The organism is Niveispirillum lacus (assembly GCF_002251795.1).
Classification (GTDB): Bacteria; Pseudomonadota; Alphaproteobacteria; order Azospirillales; family Azospirillaceae; genus Niveispirillum; species Niveispirillum lacus.
Genome location: NZ_NOXU01000017.1, coordinates 21,202 through 38,388, shown reverse-complemented (window position 1 = coordinate 38,388; position 17,187 = coordinate 21,202). Strand labels below are relative to the sequence as shown.

The window sequence follows — 17,187 nt, the reverse complement described above, 5'->3', positions numbered from 1 at the left end:
TCACTCCTGGACGCGCTGGCGCGACCCGTCCGGGCCCGCCTGTGCCATCCGGTGGACCTGCGCCAGAAAGTCCAGGAACTGCCGGCCAATCAGATCCATATTGCCGTGCCGCGCCGTAAAGGCCAGGCCCGCAGCCCGACAGGCCTCCCGCAAGGCGCCATCATTCAGCAGACGCAGCGCGGCGGCCAGCAGGCCCTCATGATCATCGGGTGCCACGGTCAGGCCCAATCCGTGCTCGCGGATCAGCTGCGCCGCGTGGTTTTCCGGCGGAATGGCGGCAAGAATGGGCAGTCCAGCCGCAGCGTAGCTATAGACCTTTGATGGGATGGACATGCCATTGGCATCGGCGTTGAGTTGCACAAGGCCGATATCGGCGCTGGCCAGCATTGCCGGGACATCGGCGGCCGGCTGATAATCGAACAGACACATCGTCGTCTGTGCTTCAGCCGCCTGCACTTTTTCCAGATGGTCCCGTCCCGGACCCTGGCTGACGACCACCAGCCGCGCATTTGCCTGCGCGGCCAGACCCTTGGCCAGCCGGGCCAGGATGTCGGGATCATGTTTTTTGCCCAATGTACCCGCGGCCAGCAGGATCTGGCACCCGCCCAGCCCGTGCGACTGGGCCCAGTGCCCGGCCTGGAGGGTCTGTGCGTGCTGGGTGGGGGGAGGCAGGGCCCAGTTTTCACGCACCAGGGTCAGCGGATGGCGGACCCCGTTTGCTGCGAGACTGTCCAGGAACGCCGGGGCGATCACCACCAGACCCGCCGATCGCGCCATGGTGCCGAATTCCAGCCGCCGCAGCAGCGCCAGCGCAACATGTCCCAATGGCCATGGCAGCCGACCCAGCACAGGCGCCGCCCCGAGGCTGAAAATATCCTGAACCCAGTTGACAAAGGGAATGCCCTGTTTGCGGCTGTGTGCCAGGGCCAGAGCCTGTGCCACCGGCGGCGTGTTCGCTGACAGGACAAGGTCGGGACGGAAGCTGTCGATGGCGCGCTGCAAGGCCCGCCCATACCGCCATTCGTCGCCAAGGCGCCGGTGAAGGGCGTAGCGCGTGAAGGGACGGCCGGTCATCACCGCTGAAAAGTGCAGCCCCGACGGGTCATCCGCCTGCGATACCGGCATCCCGCGTGGCCCCGTCAGCTCACCGGCGCTGAGATGCAGAACCTCGAACCCTTGTGCCGCCAGCCAGCGGGCCAGGGGGATGATGAAGGCGTAGCATCCAAAATCATGCAGCAAAATACGCATCAGGGAGCCTGTGAAGCCACAAGGGCGGGAGGCGATATGATGAGGCGCCAGGGGGGTGTAGATATATCAAACTCATCCTTAACAGCTATCAATCCACGCCATAGAGGATCTGCGCAACGAGGCATTTTAAAACATATCCATCCATACTATGAATGGTGGTCTCACCCAGGCTTAGACCTGATCATGAAGTTCTACCCTATTCCCTTGAGGGTGTGGATGTGGAATTTGTGATATGGAAGACATTAGATTGCATTTCGAAACATCAAAATCTAGAAAAACGGTGAATGCCAAAGCATTGATGGCAGGCATATCGCGACTATCCTTATTCATTTCATTCGACTTCTTGTCACTGGTATTTTCTTTTTTTGTTGCACTTTTAATTGGCGTTCTGGTAAATTATTTCTTTTTTGATCATGACTATTTTGTTGGTATTGCGGATACGTTCCAGCATAGAGCCGCACAGTTCGCCGTATTGGCTGGCTTTGCCCTTTTTATCTTTTTTGCCCTCGGTCATTACCGGTTGCCCCTGCCGGCCTGGACGGCCTACCGCCATGTTGTTGTGGTCTGTCTGATCATGCTGCTGGCGGAAGGGTTTCTGGTCTATGCTGCTAAGTATCACCTGTCGCGGCTCTGGCTGGTCAATACCTGGCTGTTGACAGCCCTGACCATTCCCCTGGGGCGCGCAGCCGCCCGCCGGGTTCTCGATGGTTTCGGTCTTTGGCGGATCCCCGCGCTGCTGGTCGGCACTGGTGATCTGGCCTGTCATGTCCGTCAGGCCTTCACCGCAGATCCAGCCATGGGGTATGCGGTGATCGATACCGTTGATCCAGTCCTCATGCAGTCGCCGCAGACGGGGCGGGTCTGGGCGGATCTGTGTGAAAAGCGGGGCGCGCGATTTGTCATCCTGGCGCTCTCTGCCCAGGAGATAATCACCTATGGTGATCTGCTCTCCGATCTGGTCCGCGAGCGCCTGCCTTTTGCCGTGATCCCGACCCTGGGAGGCCTGCCTATTCTGGGCTTTGATCAGTTGAGTTTCATCGGCCGCGATTTCATGCTGCTGGTGGCCCGCAACAATCTGGGTCAGCCGCTGCGCCGTTTGGTGAAGCTGGTTTTTGATCTGATGGTTGCCAGCCTGCTTATCCTGATCTGCCTGCCCTTGTTCCTGGTGTTCGCCCTGCTCGTGTCCCGTGATGGGGGACCGGTCCTGTTCCGGCACCAGCGCGTAGGGCGCAATGGGCGCCTGTTCAACTGCCTGAAATTCCGGACCATGGTCCCCGATGCCCAGCAGATCCTGGAACGTCACCTGGCCGAGAGCCCGGCCGCCGCGGCGGAATGGGAGCAGAATTTCAAGCTGCGCGACGATCCCCGCGTCACCCCCATCGGTCGCTTTCTGCGTTCCACCAGCCTGGACGAGGTGCCTCAGCTTCTGAACGTGTTGCGTGGCGAGATGAGCCTTGTTGGCCCCCGTCCGGTCACGCAGCAGGAGCTTACATATTACGGACGGGACGTGATGTTCTATCTGGAGACCCGGCCCGGCATTACCGGCCTGTGGCAGGTCAGCGGTCGCAGCGACACGTCCTATGCACAGCGCGTTATGTTCGACATCTGGTATGTGAAGAACTGGAGCCTGTGGCAGGACATCGCCATCCTCGCCAAGACGGTTCTTGTTGTCTGTGGTCGCAATGGTGCCGTATGAGCGCCAATAATCCGATCTCTGCTCCCGTGTGTTTCCTCCCTTGGCAGGCACGATGTGATCAAGTCGCTGCGGGTACGGGGCGCTGGTCGCTGACGGGTAGGGAGACAAGGGAAGGTATGGCAGGATGGTGACGAGCAGGACACCTTTACGAATTTCGTTGTTCGGGGGGAGACCCGACGATACCGGCAGCACCATGCTGCAGGACATGGGTTGACGCTTCTCATGGGACTGTACCGCAACCAGCGCCGCGTCGGTGTGCGCAACAGCCGCTGGACCGTCTATCTGGACGATGTCACGGATGCCGCCGGGCGACGGGTCGAGGATTTCCTGGTCCTGGCGCCGGCCGTTGAGCGGCCGGACCTGCTCACGGGGGCCGCCATCGTTCCCGTCATCGGCGGGCATATCGGGCTATTGCGTAATGAGCGTCATCCCGTTGGCGGCGCCTGCTGGGAAATCGTCAAGGGCTTCATTGATGCGGGGGAAACCCCGGAAGAAGCCGCAAGGCGTGAATTGCGGGAAGAAACAGGCCATGAATGCACCGCTGCTGACCTGGTTGCGCTTGGTACCTTCTTGCCCGAAGCCGCCGCCATGGCCGTGCGCGGCGCCTTGTTCCTGGCGCGGGATTGCCGGCCCGTGACCACGGCTCTGGATAGCCATGAAATGGGCCTGGGCCAACTGAGCCTGTTCACCCCGGCGCAAATCGTCGAGATGATCCATGCCTCCGTGATCGAGGATGCCTGCTCCCTGATTGGCCTGTTCCGGGCCCTGCCATGGTTGAGGTCTCAGGATGCTACCTAGACGTGCGGCCTGCTCCACGGCGCTGGTATCCGGGACGCCCGCTGGTGTATCAAACCCTTCTGGAAACAGGCAGGCTTTCCGCACCGCCATTTCCGCCCAATAATGAGCAGCCGCGCATGGACAACCCCGACCCGATCCTTCCTGAGACCATTGCCCGGCTTTATCGTTCCCTTTATCGGGTGCGCCGGATCGAGGAGCGTGTCGCGGCGATCTACCCGACCGACCGGATCAAAAGCCCTGTCCATCTGTCTATCGGGCAGGAGGCGGTGGCTGTGGGGATCTGCGATCTGCTGCGTGCCGATGACATCGTATCCGGTACCTATCGCGGACATGCTACCTATCTGGCCAAAGGCGGCGACCCCAAGGCCATGCTGGCAGAGATGTTTGGCAAGGTTGGCGGCTGTGCCCGTGGCAAGGGCGGTTCCATGCATCTGGTTGGGCTGGATCAGGGTATTCTGGGCTGTTCGGCAGTGGTTGGCACCAATGTGCCGGTGGCAGCCGGCTATGCCCTGGCCCTGAAGCGACGGCGCCGCGGGCAGGTTGTGGCTGTCTTTTATGGCGACGGGGCCAGCGAGGAGGGGTGTGTTTATGAGACACTGAACTTCGCCGCCTTGCACAAGCTGCCCATCCTGTTCGTTTGCGAGAATAACTTTTTCGCCATTCATGAACCCCTGCATCGCCGCTGGGCAGCCGATCAACTGACCGAACGGGTGGCAACTTTTGGCATGCCGGCCAAGCGCATTACCTCCGGTGATATTTTCGAGATCCGCGACGCTGCATCCGGCCTGATCGCCGCCATGCGCGAGGGCGGCGGCCCGGCCTTTCTGGAATGTCACACCTATCGCTGGCGCGAACATGTCGGACCGGCCGAGGATTACGCCGCCGGCTATCGGTCACGCGCCGACATGGAGGATTGGGAACGCCGCGATCAGGTCGCACGTCTGGCGGCCCTGTTGCCCGATGCCGAGCGGCAGCAGATCGACGCGGAGATCGAGGCGGAGATCGAGGCGGCTGTCGCCTATGCCGAAGCAAGCCCCTTCCCCGCGGCAGAGGAGCTGCACGCCCATGTCTTCGCCTGATACTGTTGTTTCCACCGCTACGCGCAGCCTGCGCTATGTGGACGCCCTGCGCGAGGCTGTGGCCCAGGAGATGCAACGCGACGACGATGTCTTCTGCTTCGGTCTGGATGTCGATGATCACAAGGCCATTCAGGGATCGACCCAGGGATTGCTGGAGGCCTTCGGGCCCGAGCGCTGTTTCACCACCCCGCTGTCGGAAGATGCGATGACGGGCGTGGCCATCGGCGCCGCCATGGCCGGCATGCGGCCCATCCATGTGCATATCCGCATGGATTTCCTGATGTTGTGCATGAACCAATTGGTCAACATGGCGGCCAAGGCCCATTATATGTATGGCGGGTCGGTCAAGGTGCCGATGGTGGTCCGGTCGATGATCGGCAAGTCCTGGGGCCAAGGTGCCCAGCATTCCCAGGGCCTGCATGCCATGTTCATGCATGTTCCCGGCCTGAAAGTGGTGGCGCCGTCCAACGCCTATGATGCCAAAGGCTGCATGATCGCCGCCATCCGTGACGACAATCCCGTCATCTTCATGGAACATCGGCTGCTTTATCCGATCGAGGCGCCGGTACCGGAGGAGCCCTTCACGGTGGCGTTCGGGCGGGCCCGGCATATGCGCCGCGGCAGCGATATCACCATCGTTGGCATTTCCAACATGGCGGTGGAATGTCTGCGGGCCGCCAGCCTGCTGGAGGAGGTTGGTCTGTCGGTTGACCTCATCGATCCGGTCAGTCTGGTACCGCTGGACATGGAGACAATTATCGCCTCGGTAGCCCGTACCCGTCGCCTGCTGGTGGTCGACAATGCCTGGGTGTCGGCCGGCGCCGGCGCGGAGATCGCAGCCCAGGTCGCCGAGCAACTGGGGGGCAGCGGACCGCTTTCCATCCGCCGTATGGGCTTCGCACCGACCACCTGCCCTACCACACCGGCGCTGGAAGCCCATTTCTATCCCAATCCCCTGACCATCGCCAAAACAGCCCATGCGCTGGCAGGCGGTTCCGCAGGGTGGGAGCCCGATCCCGAGCGGGCACGGCTTGCCTATCAACAGGCCTTCAAGGGACCGTTCTGAACCGGCCGCCGGCTACCCTGGATGAAAAAAGACCATGTTTTACGAACTTGCCGCCCCAAGCTGGGGCCAGGAAGAAATTGACGCCATTCAGCGTGTTGTCGCGTCGGGCCGTTTCACCATGGGTGAACAGGTGGCTGCCTTTGAGCGGGCCTTCGCCGACTATTTCGGCACCCGTCATGCCATCATGGTCAATTCCGGGTCCTCTGCCAACCTGGTGGGCATCGCGGCTCTCTGCCACAAGCAGGATCGCCCCTTGCAGCGTGGGGACGAGGTGATCGTTCCGGCCATTTCCTGGGCCACCACATATCACCCGCTGCAGCAATATGGGCTCAGGCTGCGCTTCGTCGATGTCGAGCTGGATACGCTCAATCTCGATATTTCGAAGCTGGAACAGGCATTGACCCCCCGGACCCGCGCCATCCTGCCCGTGTCCATCCTGGGCAATCCTGCGGCGCTTGACGTGATCCGCGCCTTTGCGGATGCCCACGGGCTTTATATGTTCGAGGATAATTGCGAGTCTATGGATGCCGAACTGAACGGTCGTAAGACCGGCACCTTTGGTCATCTGAATACGTTCAGTTTTTTCTTCTCCCACCATATCTCCACGATGGAGGGAGGCATGATCCTGACCGACGATATCGAGCTGGCACATCTTAGCCGCTCGCTGCGTGCCCATGGCTGGACGCGCGACCTGCCACATGACAGCCCCGTCTATCAGCGCCGGTCGCATGACCATTTCGAGGCTTATCGTTTCATCCTGCCTGGATACAATGTGCGGCCGCTGGAGATGGAGGGCGCTATCGGGCTGGCGCAGTTGCAGAAGCTACCTGCCATGACGGCCGCCCGCCGCCGCAATATGGCCTTGTTCCAGTCGCTGTTTGCCGGCGACGACCGTTTCATCATTCAGCGCGAGAATGGTAAAAGCTCCAGCTTCAGCTTCACCATCATCCTCAATCCGGCGGCGGGTCTGGACCGGCGGAAGGTGTTTGCAGCGCTTGCCGAGGCAGATATCGGTTATCGCATCATTACGGGCGGCTGTTTCCTGCGCCATGACGTCATCAAATATTACGATTACGACATTGTCGGTGGCACGGATAACGCCAATCTGGCCCATGATTGCGGCTTCTTTGTCGGCAATCACCCGTTCGATCTCACCCCTCAGATCGAACGATTGCGTGAAGTCCTGGACCGCGTCTGCCGCTGAACGGGTCTCTCTGGTGATAGAGAACCACGCCATCGTGACCACCGGCGGGCTCTGCTATCCGGGCCCTGCCATGGTGGGGCGCAGGGGCGCATATTATGTGACCAGTCACGAAAGTATGATGACCGGTGGCGAGTTATAGACCGTTTTCAGTGAGATAGGTATGGGTGGAAATGTGAACCAGTTCGGCTTCAGGCCTGGCGGCAGACACGCACCGTCGGCGGATCGCCCGCTCTATACGCTCATCACCATTGTTCGTAATGCGGCGGAGACCATCGAGAAGACGCTGCGCAGCGTTGAGCGCCAGACATATCCTGCCATCGAGTATATTGTGGTGGATGCAGCATCCACGGATGGCACCGTCGATATTTTGCGCCGGTACGAATATCTGATCAGCCATTGGTGTTCCGAGCCAGACAAAGGCCATGCCGACGGGCAGAACAAGGGGGTGGCCATTGCCACGGGACAGTTTATCGGCTTCGTCTACGCTGATGACTGGCTACCGGATGATTTTGTGGAGAAATCGGTCGCCGCCCTGGTCGATGGTCGGTTCGATTTTGTCTTTGGCGACATGGATTATTATGTCGGAGGGGAGTTTGTTTTCACCATCCGAGGGGATGGTGATTACCGCCGCCGCATCACCTATCGCGCCCCGACCATGAACTACCCGACCCTGACCGCCCATCGCCGGGTCTTTGAGGGGGCAGGATTGTTTGATCCGGCCTATCGGGTGGCCCCGGACTATGAGTGGCTGTTCCGGGTCCATAAAGCCGGGTTCCAGGGCGGTTACGACCCTGCTGTGCGCTATCATTTTGCCCTTGGCGGCAACTCTACCCAGCATATTACCAGGGCGACGGTAGAGGTGGCACGGGCCCTGTGTGAATTGGGTGCCAATCCCGTGCGGGTCTGGGCCTATGCCGGCCTGAAGATTGCCTTCCATACGGTTGATGACCTGATCCGCAACCATTCCTCTCCAGCCTTTTATGCCTGGGTCCGACGCCTGCGTAAGGCCGTCACCCCGTGATTTCCGGGCTGGCAAGCTGGTCTAACAACTCGGCGACCGTCCAGCCGGCCGCCGGCGGCCGGGCTCCCGGCGGCAAGGGCAAGGCGAAATAATTGACGATGTCCGGTGACGGTTCATGAACGGCCTGGAACCGCCCTGCCTTTTCGGCCAGCATCACATAGCCGCGGCGGTGCAAAGGCAGATGCAGGGCATTCCAGTCATAGCCGGCCCGCCGCAGATGCTCTATCTGGCATTCCAGGAAAATCCAAGGACGGTAACCGTCTAGCATCATGCTCATGCCGGCCAATGCTGCCGGCTCGTACCCTTCGATATCCAGCTTCAGCAGGACCGGCCCCCGCAGCCGTACCGTTCCGTCTGCGATGAGATCATCCAGCGGACACAGGGAAATGGGCTGCCCGTCACCTGCCATCTCCCCCGATCCGCCCGGCACAACAAATCCCAAGCCACTGATAGGGCTACCAAAAGCATCCTTCGGCACTATCAGCAGTCCTGTGTGCCGCTTTTCGGCTAGTGCGACAGGCAGAAGGGTGATGTTTGCGAGACCCGCCAGATTATGCAGGGCCAGCCGGCAGGCGTACGGGTTGGGTTCGAACACATATAGGGGCGCGTGATCGCGGCGATGGCGTGCCATGAACCAACTGTAGCGCCCGACATTGGCGCCCCCGTCCAGGATTGTGCTGGCCCGTGCCGCCAGCCCGCGCAACACCGCCTTTGTGGCTTCTGTCTCAACCACTCCAAACCCGCCCATCTGCCGCAGCAGGGCATGGTAGAGGGCGTGAGCCCGGTACGTGTTCTCGGGTCCGAGCAACAGGCTGGTGATATGGCGGATGAACTGCCGGCAGGTCTTCACAAAAGCCTGTGTCAATTCCGCTGACCCATTATCCGCGTCTTGTCTCACGTTTTGTCCCGCACCTATGACCCCTACCCGTCAGTCAGGTGTGTGGCCGTCTTGCGCAGATATGGTCAGCATATCCGGTCCAGTCCCAGAAATCGTACAGGACAAAGCGGCCATGTTTCACCCAGCTTCGCGGCAGCAGCAAAGGCGCAAGCACTTGCCGCCATCGGTTACGCCGCGGTCCCGCCGAAAGAATGAACAGGCCCGCCATTTCCAGCGACGCCACCGCTTTCTCCAAGGAGATAAGGGTCACATGGGTAGGGTCGTCGTGGAAGTTCAATCCGCGTCCCCGCAGCGGAAACCGCTGCGACCGCTCGGATGGCCATTCGAGATAGAGATAGCCCCCATCTGCCACCAACGCCGCCATCTCGGTCAGCAGATCCGTACCTTTCACCAGATGCTCTATCGTATGGGAGCAGATGACATAGTCGAACCGTCGCCCCTGGACGGTGGATAACCCTTCGCGATCCAGATCGGTCCGCAGAAACTCCGCACCGGGGGCCATACTGTCCGGTTCGATGATGTTCAAGGCGGTAAAACGGCACCTTGGCAGGTAGCGGGCTGCCAGATGGCTGTCGATGCCGGTCCCCCCGATATCCAGGACGGTATGGATGGATGCCCTTGCCGCCGGCGGCAGCCAGTTATATCGGGGATTCAACAGACGTTTCAGCCCCGTCAGCATGGTTGCGCCTCCTTGCTTGCACAAGAGGCCAGCACTTGCCGCAGGGTACGGGCACGATCTTGCCAATGGAACTGGTCCTGGCAGGCAAGGTAGGCCGCTTCCTGCTGGCGGTCCAGCGCCTCTACATCATCGATCCCGTCAATCACGCCCTGCACGAGGGCGGGAAAGTCAGAGAACTGCCGTAGTGACCGCCCTTCTTCCAGCGGCATCTCCGTGACGGATCCGGCGATGGCGAAGAGGGGCGAGCGCTGGAACACACTATTGAGCACCTTGTGCTTGAAGCCGCCGCCGGTTCGTTCGGGGATGACGCTGATGCGCGCCGCTTGGATATAGGGCTCCACCGCCTCGACCCGGCCATGAATGGTCACGCCGGGAAACCGTCGGCGCCAGACGTCCAGGACAGAAGCAGGTCCGCTACCGACGATGTCGATGCCGATCCCATGGCGGGCAAAGGGAATGGCGGCGGCCTCCAAGAAGCCCAACAGGTTCTGCTGCTTGACGATCCAGTCGAAATTACCGACCACCACCACCCGGCGCGGTGTTTGTGCCGTGATCCGGCGCTGGCTCAGCCGGGGGCCATCATAGCCGGGAACCAGGACTTGATAGCGCAATCGGGGGGCATCGGCCTGGAACAGCGCCAGATCGGCCCGTGTGTTCACCGTCACGAGATCCACATTGTCAAGCAAGGCCCGCTCAAGGGCGATCACACGCCTCCCGTCAATCCATTGTGCCAGCCGGACCGGCAGCCGGGCGGTGGACTGACGCCAGGAGAGCCGACGCAGGCTGGCCTCATGATTATGGGCAACATAGGCCAATATCGATGACCTTCCCGCTGCCCGCCGCCATGGCGCGATCAGGGGAAGCGTCCAGCCCATGCCCACATAGTCCAGCAGTACCGCGTCCCAATCCTGTCTTGTGAGCAGCATCTGCACCTGGCGCCGCGCTTCGGATGCCGCCAGAGCAAGGGGCTGGTGTGGCAATCTGGAGAAGGGATACAGCAGCATGTGGCGGCGACCGCTTGGCGGGCAGATGACCCATTCTACCCGCCGGGCCGCACCTTCCGTCAAAAGATCCTGACCTTGCGCTGGATGTGGGCCCGTACAGAAGACGGTGACGTCACAATTCTGCTCGGCCAAACCTTCGATGAGCTTGGCGGAATAAATCTTGTCACCGGCATGCGCCGGATAGGGGAAATAGCGGGTCAGCCACAGATAGCGGGGAACCCTGCCCTGCGGTTGCGTGCTCATGTCCGCGTTTCCTTCTGACCGGCGGCCAGCCGCGCCATCCTTCCCCGCTCCAGGCCGCAGATGGCGGCGAGGACAAGATAGAAGGGGATGATCATCGTGCCCGATGACAGCATCATGATCAGCGCCGTGGCGCCGACCAGGGGCGCGGTCCGGCAGATGAAATTCCCCATGAAGGCGATGAGCAGGACACAACCGAAAACGCCCAGTTCCGCGATGAGATTCAAGATCAGCGTATCGGACTTGTAATAGGCGGCCTCATCCAGGTTCAGGAACCCGCTCCAGATGACCGGATCGAAATCGGCATGCTCCTGATAATTGCCGAAGCCCGTCCCGACAGGGAAGGTCTCGGCAATCACATCCAAGGCGACAAAGGAGGATTCGAGCCGCATCTGGGTCGATGGATCATTCTGGTTCAGCACGTTGCCGATCCGGTCGCTGAAGATCGTTGCCATCACGACCGCCATGCCGGCCAGGAAAGTCAGGCGCACGGCAAGACCACCCTTGCCCATCGTCAGCATCTGATGGGTGATGAACAGTGAGGCCAGAATGACACCGACCCCCGAACCGGTCGCCGCAATGCCGCCGAGGAAAGCCAACTGCACAAGCAGCATGCGTTGCGGCCGCGTGGCCAGTACCGCCAGATAGCTGCTGGCCAGGGCATAGCCAGCCCAGGCTGGTTCCCTCTGCAGGCCGCTGGTGCGTACCACCGAGAACACATACAGGCTTTCCTGTTCGCTGACGAACAGGCTGATATCAATGTCGGCACCATGCAGGACGAGCCAGGCAAGCATGGCGTACCCGCACAGGATATAATGGATCGCCCGCAAACCCTTGGCAAACCCCGGCCGCAGGGTTGTCTCGTTCGTCGTGAACAGATCGCGGATCAGGAAGGTCATGGCCATCATGATCATGATCTGCGCATAACCCAGCATATAAAAACTGCCAACTGTCAGATAATGGAGAAGCGCAGTAAGGATAAACAATGCAATAATAAATAACTGCCTTTTCAGAAGGTTCTGACTGACAGAGAGTTTGTAATTTGTAAAAAGGAATATTATATAAGCCAAGAAGACCGGTAAAATATAGATCATATAACCAGATATACCGGTCTTCTCCATAAGCAGATATGCGAATCCATCGGAGTATCCAACCAGCAGCCAGGCAAGAGCGTTCAGCACTTGGTTAATACTCCGTTTAATGTGATGATCAAGACTTCAGATAAGGGATGTATACTGGTTCTAGCCAGCCCTTGCCTGGACCGGCCAACGTCGCAAGTATAGCAGACAGGCCACCAGAACCGACAATTCACCGAGAATTGTCGCCAGGGCGGCACCGGTCGCGTCGAACGTGCCGGCCAACAGGATGCAGAGCAGCAGCCGCAGAAAGCCTGCGGCGATATAGATATTTCGCAGAGCAACAGCCCGACCGGCCGGGATCATCCACTGCACCCCGATCAATCCGTTCAGGGTGACCAGTAATGGGAGCAGGCTGAGGATCTGGAGAATCTGGGTGGCGGGACGCGCGGCCTCTCCCAACAGCAGGCTGACCAGCGGGGCGGCCGCCAGCAGCAGGACAAGGCTGCCCGCCGCTGCCAATCCGCCGACGCGCAGCAACGCCCACCGCAGCAGCGAGGCCGCCTCGTCATGCGCGTCGGTGAGGAGCCGGCTCATCTGGGGGAACAACGCATTGCGAAAAGGTGTCAGAAGGCTCGCGGCGGCCCGCGCCAGTTTTTCAGCCCCGACGAACAGGCCGACGCTGGTCGGTCCGGCGACGACGCCCAGAACCAGAGGGACAAGATAGTCAAAGGAACTGCTGCCGGCATAAAGCTGAAAGATACTGCGCCCCTCATACAGGAGGGCGCGCCCTCCCCGCAAATCCCGCCAGGACAAGCCTGTCTGCCGCTGGATGAAGCCAAAGCTGATCACAGACACCATCAGCCAGGCTGCCAACTGGCTGGCAAAATAGATCCAGGCATCGTCGGGGCCGCGGATGGTGATCAGCATGACACCCACGGCGGCCAGCCGGGCCGCCACGGTCAACCCTGCAATCTTGTTCGCTTGATTTGTGGCCAGGAAATACCAGAGCGGATCATGCGCCTGGACCAGCGTAGCCGCCAGAGCCCAGACCAGCAGCGACCGATCCTCGCCGACATGGTCGATCAGACCAGCCGCCATCAGGATCAAGGGCAGCCCGGCGGCGGCGACAAGCAGTTTGGCCAGGGTGACGGCGCCAACCAGCGCCGCCAGACCGCGGGCATCGCCAAGGCGCCGTGCGGCCGCCTGGGTTGCCGAGATGTGCAGACCATAATCCAGCAGGATCAGGGCCAACTGTCCAAAGGTGATCAGCAGGGCCACCTGTCCCCAGCGATCCAGACCCAGCACACGCATCAGGAAGGGGATGGTGAGCAGCGGGATCAGATAGTGCAGCCCCTGGATGGCAAACAGGGCCGGGACCGCTCTCATGATCGTTCCAGTGGCTTTCATTGGTTTTGCAACCGGCTGAACAGCAGGTCAGCCTGAACGATCAGGCCTTGCCTGTCCTGTGCCGTGCCGCCGATTCCGGTCAGGCAATAGCCCCGCGCCTGCAAATGATCGATGACCTCGTTGGCCAGGGGTTGTCCTTGGTAGAATTGGGCGAACGACACCTCGACATAGATATAGTCGAGATGGGGCAACAGACCTTCTGCCCCCTTCAGGACATCCAGCTCCCCCCCCTGCACATCGATCTTCAGCAAAGATGGGCGGGGCAGGTCCGCGCTGGATAAGACATCGTCCAGTCGCCGCACCGGCACCGTCAACACGCCCACCTCTTCCGTGCCAGGCGCAAAGACTGTCTGGCTGCTGGAAATGGGCAGAAGCGAGGAACTGTCGGCACGGCGCGACACATGCAGGTCCGCCTCTACGGCAGCCATCCCCAGGGCATGGCGGTGAAGATGGACGCATCTGTCCTGGGCGAACAGACGGGCAAAAATGGCAGCGGAGGAAGGGAATGGTTCGAAGGCATGAATGACGGCATCACGATGGAAATGCCGCATTAAAAGAGCAAACTGGCCAACGTTTGCACCCGCATCAATGACAGAGCGCACCTGAAGCGAACGCATCACCGGTCTGTTTTCCAGAGAGGCGGCCACCCCGTAGCGCAAGCCGGTGCGAAAGGTGCTGTGGAACAGCAATCTGACTAATTTCAGGGCCCGCCGGCAGAAAGCCATGATTAGACCCATCGCTATAAGCCCATGCCCGCATGGTCAGAAGAATGGCAGCAACGGTTATTCGTTGGCGCCAATTGTTGCATGGGGTGGCGATTATAACTAAGGTAGAAAAATAGCAACTCTTTCATCACTTCGCCGGCCTGTGCGCCGCCGAGTTGTATCAGGCGAGGGTCCCCATGTATCCGATCAATCGGTCCGTTCGTGCCGTTCTGCTGGCCGGAGCTGCCATGACCTTCGGCATGGGCTTCGCGCCGGTTCAGCAGGCAATGGCCCAGCAGACGGCCCAGACAGGGGCAACGATTGCCAGCCTGCCCCCCGCCCTGCGCGCCGCCGTGCAGTCGGGAAATGCGCCTGTCATCCAGCAGACCATCCAGACCCTTTCCGGGGGAAATCCCCAGCAGGCCGGCGCGCTGTCCAATGCGGTCATCCGCGTTGCAGAACAGTTGCTGGCCACAAATCCACAAGCCGCAATCGCCGCTGCGGCTGCCGCCGTAGAGATTGTGCGTAATACCGGCGTGCAGACCTCGGCGCCGCAACAGACGGAAAGTGTCGTCACGACAGCGGCCCGCATTTTCGTCAGCCCGTCGGCTGTCGCTACCAATCCCAATGCCACCAGTGCCTTGGCGACAGCGACCCTGAGCGTCGCCCAAGCTTCCCAGGGGCCGGCCGTTCTGGCAAGCGTCGCCAATGCCGCCGTCAACACGGCGGAGCGTATCGTCCAGACCAACCCGGCAGCGGCCGTACAGCTGGCGGCGCAGGCCGTCCAGTCCGTGTCGGCCACGAGCACCGCTCAGGCAGCGCCGACGCAGGTTTCCCAGGTTGCCACAACAGCTGCCCGTATCATTGTGACGCCGGAAGCCGCCCGGGTTGCCCCCCAGGCCGTTGCCACTGTCGCCATAAGCGTGACTCAGATCGTCAGTAACCCCGCGGTCTATCAAGCAGCACCAGCAGCGGCGATCCAAGTCATGGCGTCGGCTTATACGGCGGTCTCACAACCCACGGTGCAGGCTGCTTCCCCTGAGGCGAGTGCCACCGTGGTTTCAACGCTGACGGCTGCCAGCACAAATGTGGCACTCAATCAGACCAATGCCACCAATCCCGCTCAGATCAACCAGATTCTGGCGCGCCCCACCACCACCACAACAACAACAACGACAACACAGACGGCACAGCAGCCCCAGGCGACCACCACGCAAACGCAGCAAACCAATACCAACACGAATACCAATACCAACCCACCGGTTGAAGAGACACCTATCCTGACGGGCAGCCCGATCTGATATTGGCGCGTCTGGTGAGAGTTTGTCAGATGCTTGCTGCGGCTATTGCTATGCCAAGCTCTTTGTTTTCGCCTCACTCACAGTGCAAATGAAACCATTTGGGCTGATCTGATCGGACAAAAAAGCCCCGGGACCAATGGTCCCGGGGCTTTTTGTTCGTCACAGGAGTTCAGACACAGCGGCTTCGGACCGCAACCTGCTCAGAACCGGCGTTCACGAACACGAACAATGTCGCCGGGCAGGATGGGGGTCAGTTCATCGGCACGCAGTTCTTGTTGCTGACCATTGATCACACGCACCAGGATAACGTCATTTTCAAGAGCCCGGTAATCATATCCCCCAGCGCGAGCGATCGCGCTCAGCACGGTCAGTCCAATCGTATAAGGGAACTCTCCGGGCTGGCGAACCTCACCCAATACATAGAAGGGCCGGAAGGTCTGCACTTCGACCGACACGCTGGGTGATTGAAGAAGGTTTTTCTCAATCAGGCTCTTTTCAATGCGCTGTGCCAACTCGTTGGCGGTCAAGCCAGCAGCGCGAACATTGCCGATCAAGGGAAGCGTCAGATTGCCGGTCGGATCGACAGTGACGTCACCGGAAAGATTCTCCTGGCTGAAGACCTGCACACGCACGGTATTACCAGCCTCAAGCCGATAGCCCTCGGCGGGATTGACGATGGTCTTCGGTGCAAACTCCGTTGGTGCCGCCCGGTTGGCGCTGCTGCCACAGGCAGCGACGGTCAGGCACACTCCAAATGCCGCAACGAGCTTCAGGAATTTCTGCATCGTGCAATTCCAGAACATCCGTATTTTCTCCCGACCGCGATCAGCAGGTAAAGCCATATATAACAGATGGCCTCCGCAGGCTCTGCTACTAGCCCGGTAAGATAGCGTATTGCAAGGTGCCAACCGGCATCCGGTATCGGAAGGAGACAATCGATGGCGGCAAAAAAGATCTGGAACGCCCTGATGGCACAGTTCCGCCGCTATCCCCCCCTGACCGATGCGGCGGAAAGGACATTTCAGATACCAGACGGGCAACTCGTCTATGCCATCGGCGATATTCACGGTGAGGCCGGCCTGCTGCGTCAATTGCTGGCCACACTGCGGGCGGATGCTGACCGTCATGCCCAAGGGGCGGCCATAACGCTGATTTTTCTAGGCGACTATCTGGATCGAGGCCCGGATAGTCGGCAGGTTCTGGATATTCTGACGGATAACCCCTTCCCAGGCGCTCGTCTCCAATTCCTGCGCGGCAATCACGAACAGGCCTTACTGGACTTCCTGGTCACGCCGGTTGAAGCCCAGGCTTGGCTGCGTTTCGGGGGGACTGAAACCTTATCCAGCTATGGTGTCCGGGCCTCGCCCGGCTTATCGGATCCTGCGCGGCTGATGGGGCTGGCGCAAGAAATGGCCGAGCGGCTGCCCGAAAGCCATCTGGCTTTCCTTCGCCAGACCAGACTGATGAGCATTGTCGGGGATTATGTCTTTGTCCATGCCGGTATCCGGCCCGGCGTGCCATTGGCGGCGCAACAGCCCGATGACTTGCTGTGGATCCGGGACGGTTTCATGGATCGGCCCTTCCGTTCCGACCATGCCATCGTCCATGGGCATACGATTATCGATATTCCCATTCTGACCGGGAACCGCATTGGCATCGATACCGGTGCCTATGCAACAGGCGTGTTGACGGCTCTCGCCTTGTCCGGACAGGACCGACGGCTGGTACAGGTCGGGCAGGGTGAAAATAATCGGCCCGTGTAG

Annotated in this window: 16 protein-coding genes; 8 read left to right on the top strand and 8 right to left on the bottom strand. The window is 60.4% G+C overall.

What is annotated here, in order from left to right; all coding sequences use genetic code 11:
- Positions 1-1,248: a glycosyltransferase family 4 protein gene (locus CHU95_RS02140; RefSeq protein ID WP_094453272.1), complete on the bottom strand. Its 1,248-nt coding sequence runs from the start codon at positions 1,246-1,248 to the stop codon at positions 1-3.
- A 232-nt stretch (positions 1,249-1,480) separates the two neighbouring features.
- Between CHU95_RS02140 and wbaP the strand changes: the two genes are divergently transcribed.
- From wbaP to CHU95_RS02110, 6 genes are all read left to right on the top strand, one after another.
- A complete protein-coding gene (wbaP, locus tag CHU95_RS02135) occupies positions 1,481-2,944 on the top strand; it encodes an undecaprenyl-phosphate galactose phosphotransferase WbaP (RefSeq protein WP_094453270.1) in 1,464 nt (487 codons plus the stop codon).
- Positions 2,945-3,154: 210 nt separating this feature from the next.
- Positions 3,155-3,742 (top strand): NUDIX hydrolase, encoded by a 588-nt coding sequence (locus CHU95_RS02130; protein ID WP_245837816.1) that lies wholly within the window; start codon positions 3,155-3,157, stop codon positions 3,740-3,742.
- 116 nt (positions 3,743-3,858) lie between these two features.
- Positions 3,859-4,821, top strand: a complete 963-nt coding sequence (locus tag CHU95_RS02125; protein WP_094453266.1) for a thiamine pyrophosphate-dependent dehydrogenase E1 component subunit alpha — start codon at positions 3,859-3,861, stop codon at positions 4,819-4,821.
- Positions 4,808-5,887 carry an alpha-ketoacid dehydrogenase subunit beta gene (locus tag CHU95_RS02120; RefSeq protein WP_094453264.1) on the top strand — a complete coding sequence of 360 codons (1,080 nt, stop codon included), beginning with the start codon at positions 4,808-4,810 and terminating at the stop codon, positions 5,885-5,887. The genes CHU95_RS02125 and CHU95_RS02120 overlap by 14 nt, the downstream gene beginning before the upstream one ends.
- 34 nt (positions 5,888-5,921) lie before the next feature.
- Positions 5,922-7,091 (top strand): DegT/DnrJ/EryC1/StrS family aminotransferase, encoded by a 1,170-nt coding sequence (locus tag CHU95_RS02115; protein ID WP_094453262.1) that lies wholly within the window; start codon positions 5,922-5,924, stop codon positions 7,089-7,091.
- Positions 7,092-7,251: 160 nt separating this feature from the next.
- The gene (locus CHU95_RS02110) at positions 7,252-8,112 is read left to right on the top strand and encodes a glycosyltransferase family 2 protein (protein WP_094453260.1); all 861 of its coding nucleotides are present in this window, start codon (positions 7,252-7,254) and stop codon (positions 8,110-8,112) included.
- Here the strand turns inward: CHU95_RS02110 and CHU95_RS02105 are convergent.
- From CHU95_RS02105 to CHU95_RS02080, 6 genes are all read right to left on the bottom strand, one after another.
- Positions 8,102-9,010: an FkbM family methyltransferase gene (locus CHU95_RS02105; RefSeq protein ID WP_133065384.1), complete on the bottom strand. Its 909-nt coding sequence runs from the start codon at positions 9,008-9,010 to the stop codon at positions 8,102-8,104. The two genes, CHU95_RS02110 and CHU95_RS02105, sit on opposite strands and share 11 nt — an antisense overlap.
- A 34-nt stretch (positions 9,011-9,044) precedes the next feature.
- Complete coding sequence (locus CHU95_RS02100; protein ID WP_094453256.1) at positions 9,045-9,689, bottom strand: class I SAM-dependent methyltransferase; 645 nt, start codon at positions 9,687-9,689, stop codon at positions 9,045-9,047.
- A complete protein-coding gene (locus tag CHU95_RS02095) occupies positions 9,683-10,936 on the bottom strand; it encodes a glycosyltransferase (RefSeq protein ID WP_094453254.1) in 1,254 nt (417 codons plus the stop codon). The genes CHU95_RS02100 and CHU95_RS02095 overlap by 7 nt, the downstream gene beginning before the upstream one ends.
- Complete coding sequence (locus CHU95_RS02090; RefSeq protein ID WP_133065383.1) at positions 10,933-11,841, bottom strand: O-antigen ligase family protein; 909 nt, start codon at positions 11,839-11,841, stop codon at positions 10,933-10,935. Before CHU95_RS02090 ends, CHU95_RS02095 begins: the two co-directional genes overlap by 4 nt.
- Positions 11,842-12,174: 333 nt before the next feature.
- The gene (locus CHU95_RS02085; RefSeq protein WP_165771958.1) at positions 12,175-13,398 is read right to left on the bottom strand and encodes an oligosaccharide flippase family protein; all 1,224 of its coding nucleotides are present in this window, start codon (positions 13,396-13,398) and stop codon (positions 12,175-12,177) included.
- A gap of 17 nt (positions 13,399-13,415) precedes the next feature.
- Complete coding sequence (locus tag CHU95_RS02080) at positions 13,416-14,144, bottom strand: FkbM family methyltransferase (protein ID WP_165771957.1); 729 nt, start codon at positions 14,142-14,144, stop codon at positions 13,416-13,418.
- Positions 14,145-14,320: 176 nt separating this feature from the next.
- On the opposite strand from CHU95_RS02080, the gene CHU95_RS02075 reads away from it, so the two are divergent.
- On the top strand, positions 14,321-15,424 hold the full coding sequence (locus CHU95_RS02075; protein WP_094453246.1) for a hypothetical protein: 1,104 nt from the start codon (positions 14,321-14,323) through the stop codon (positions 15,422-15,424).
- A 200-nt stretch (positions 15,425-15,624) separates the two neighbouring features.
- On the opposite strand, the gene CHU95_RS02070 is transcribed toward CHU95_RS02075, so the two are convergent.
- Positions 15,625-16,209 carry a polysaccharide biosynthesis/export family protein gene (locus tag CHU95_RS02070; RefSeq protein WP_094453326.1) on the bottom strand — a complete coding sequence of 195 codons (585 nt, stop codon included), beginning with the start codon at positions 16,207-16,209 and terminating at the stop codon, positions 15,625-15,627.
- 153 nt (positions 16,210-16,362) lie between these two features.
- On the opposite strand from CHU95_RS02070, the gene CHU95_RS02065 reads away from it, so the two are divergent.
- Complete coding sequence (locus tag CHU95_RS02065) at positions 16,363-17,187, top strand: metallophosphoesterase family protein (protein ID WP_245837814.1); 825 nt, start codon at positions 16,363-16,365, stop codon at positions 17,185-17,187.

Excerpts from the sequence above, each read along its gene's own strand:
- CHU95_RS02075 (WP_094453246.1), top strand. The coding sequence starts at position 14,321 with ATGTATCCGATCAATCGGTCCGTTCGTGCCGTTCTGCTGGCCGGAGCT.
- CHU95_RS02125 (WP_094453266.1), top strand. The coding sequence starts at position 3,859 with ATGGACAACCCCGACCCGATCCTTCCTGAGACCATTGCCCGGCTTTAT.
- CHU95_RS02100 (WP_094453256.1), bottom strand. The coding sequence starts at position 9,689 with ATGCTGACGGGGCTGAAACGTCTGTTGAATCCCCGATATAACTGGCTG.
- CHU95_RS02110 (WP_094453260.1), top strand. The coding sequence starts at position 7,252 with ATGGGTGGAAATGTGAACCAGTTCGGCTTCAGGCCTGGCGGCAGACAC.
- CHU95_RS02095 (WP_094453254.1), bottom strand. The coding sequence starts at position 10,936 with ATGAGCACGCAACCGCAGGGCAGGGTTCCCCGCTATCTGTGGCTGACC.
- CHU95_RS02070 (WP_094453326.1), bottom strand. The coding sequence starts at position 16,209 with ATGCAGAAATTCCTGAAGCTCGTTGCGGCATTTGGAGTGTGCCTGACC.
- wbaP (WP_094453270.1), top strand. The coding sequence starts at position 1,481 with ATGGAAGACATTAGATTGCATTTCGAAACATCAAAATCTAGAAAAACG.
- CHU95_RS02115 (WP_094453262.1), top strand. The coding sequence starts at position 5,922 with ATGTTTTACGAACTTGCCGCCCCAAGCTGGGGCCAGGAAGAAATTGAC.
- CHU95_RS02065 (WP_245837814.1), top strand. The coding sequence starts at position 16,363 with ATGGCGGCAAAAAAGATCTGGAACGCCCTGATGGCACAGTTCCGCCGC.
- CHU95_RS02085 (WP_165771958.1), bottom strand. The coding sequence starts at position 13,398 with ATGAGAGCGGTCCCGGCCCTGTTTGCCATCCAGGGGCTGCACTATCTG.
- CHU95_RS02120 (WP_094453264.1), top strand. The coding sequence starts at position 4,808 with ATGTCTTCGCCTGATACTGTTGTTTCCACCGCTACGCGCAGCCTGCGC.
- CHU95_RS02080 (WP_165771957.1), bottom strand. The coding sequence starts at position 14,144 with ATGGCTTTCTGCCGGCGGGCCCTGAAATTAGTCAGATTGCTGTTCCAC.
- CHU95_RS02140 (WP_094453272.1), bottom strand. The coding sequence starts at position 1,248 with ATGCGTATTTTGCTGCATGATTTTGGATGCTACGCCTTCATCATCCCC.
- CHU95_RS02090 (WP_133065383.1), bottom strand. The coding sequence starts at position 11,841 with ATGATGGCCATGACCTTCCTGATCCGCGATCTGTTCACGACGAACGAG.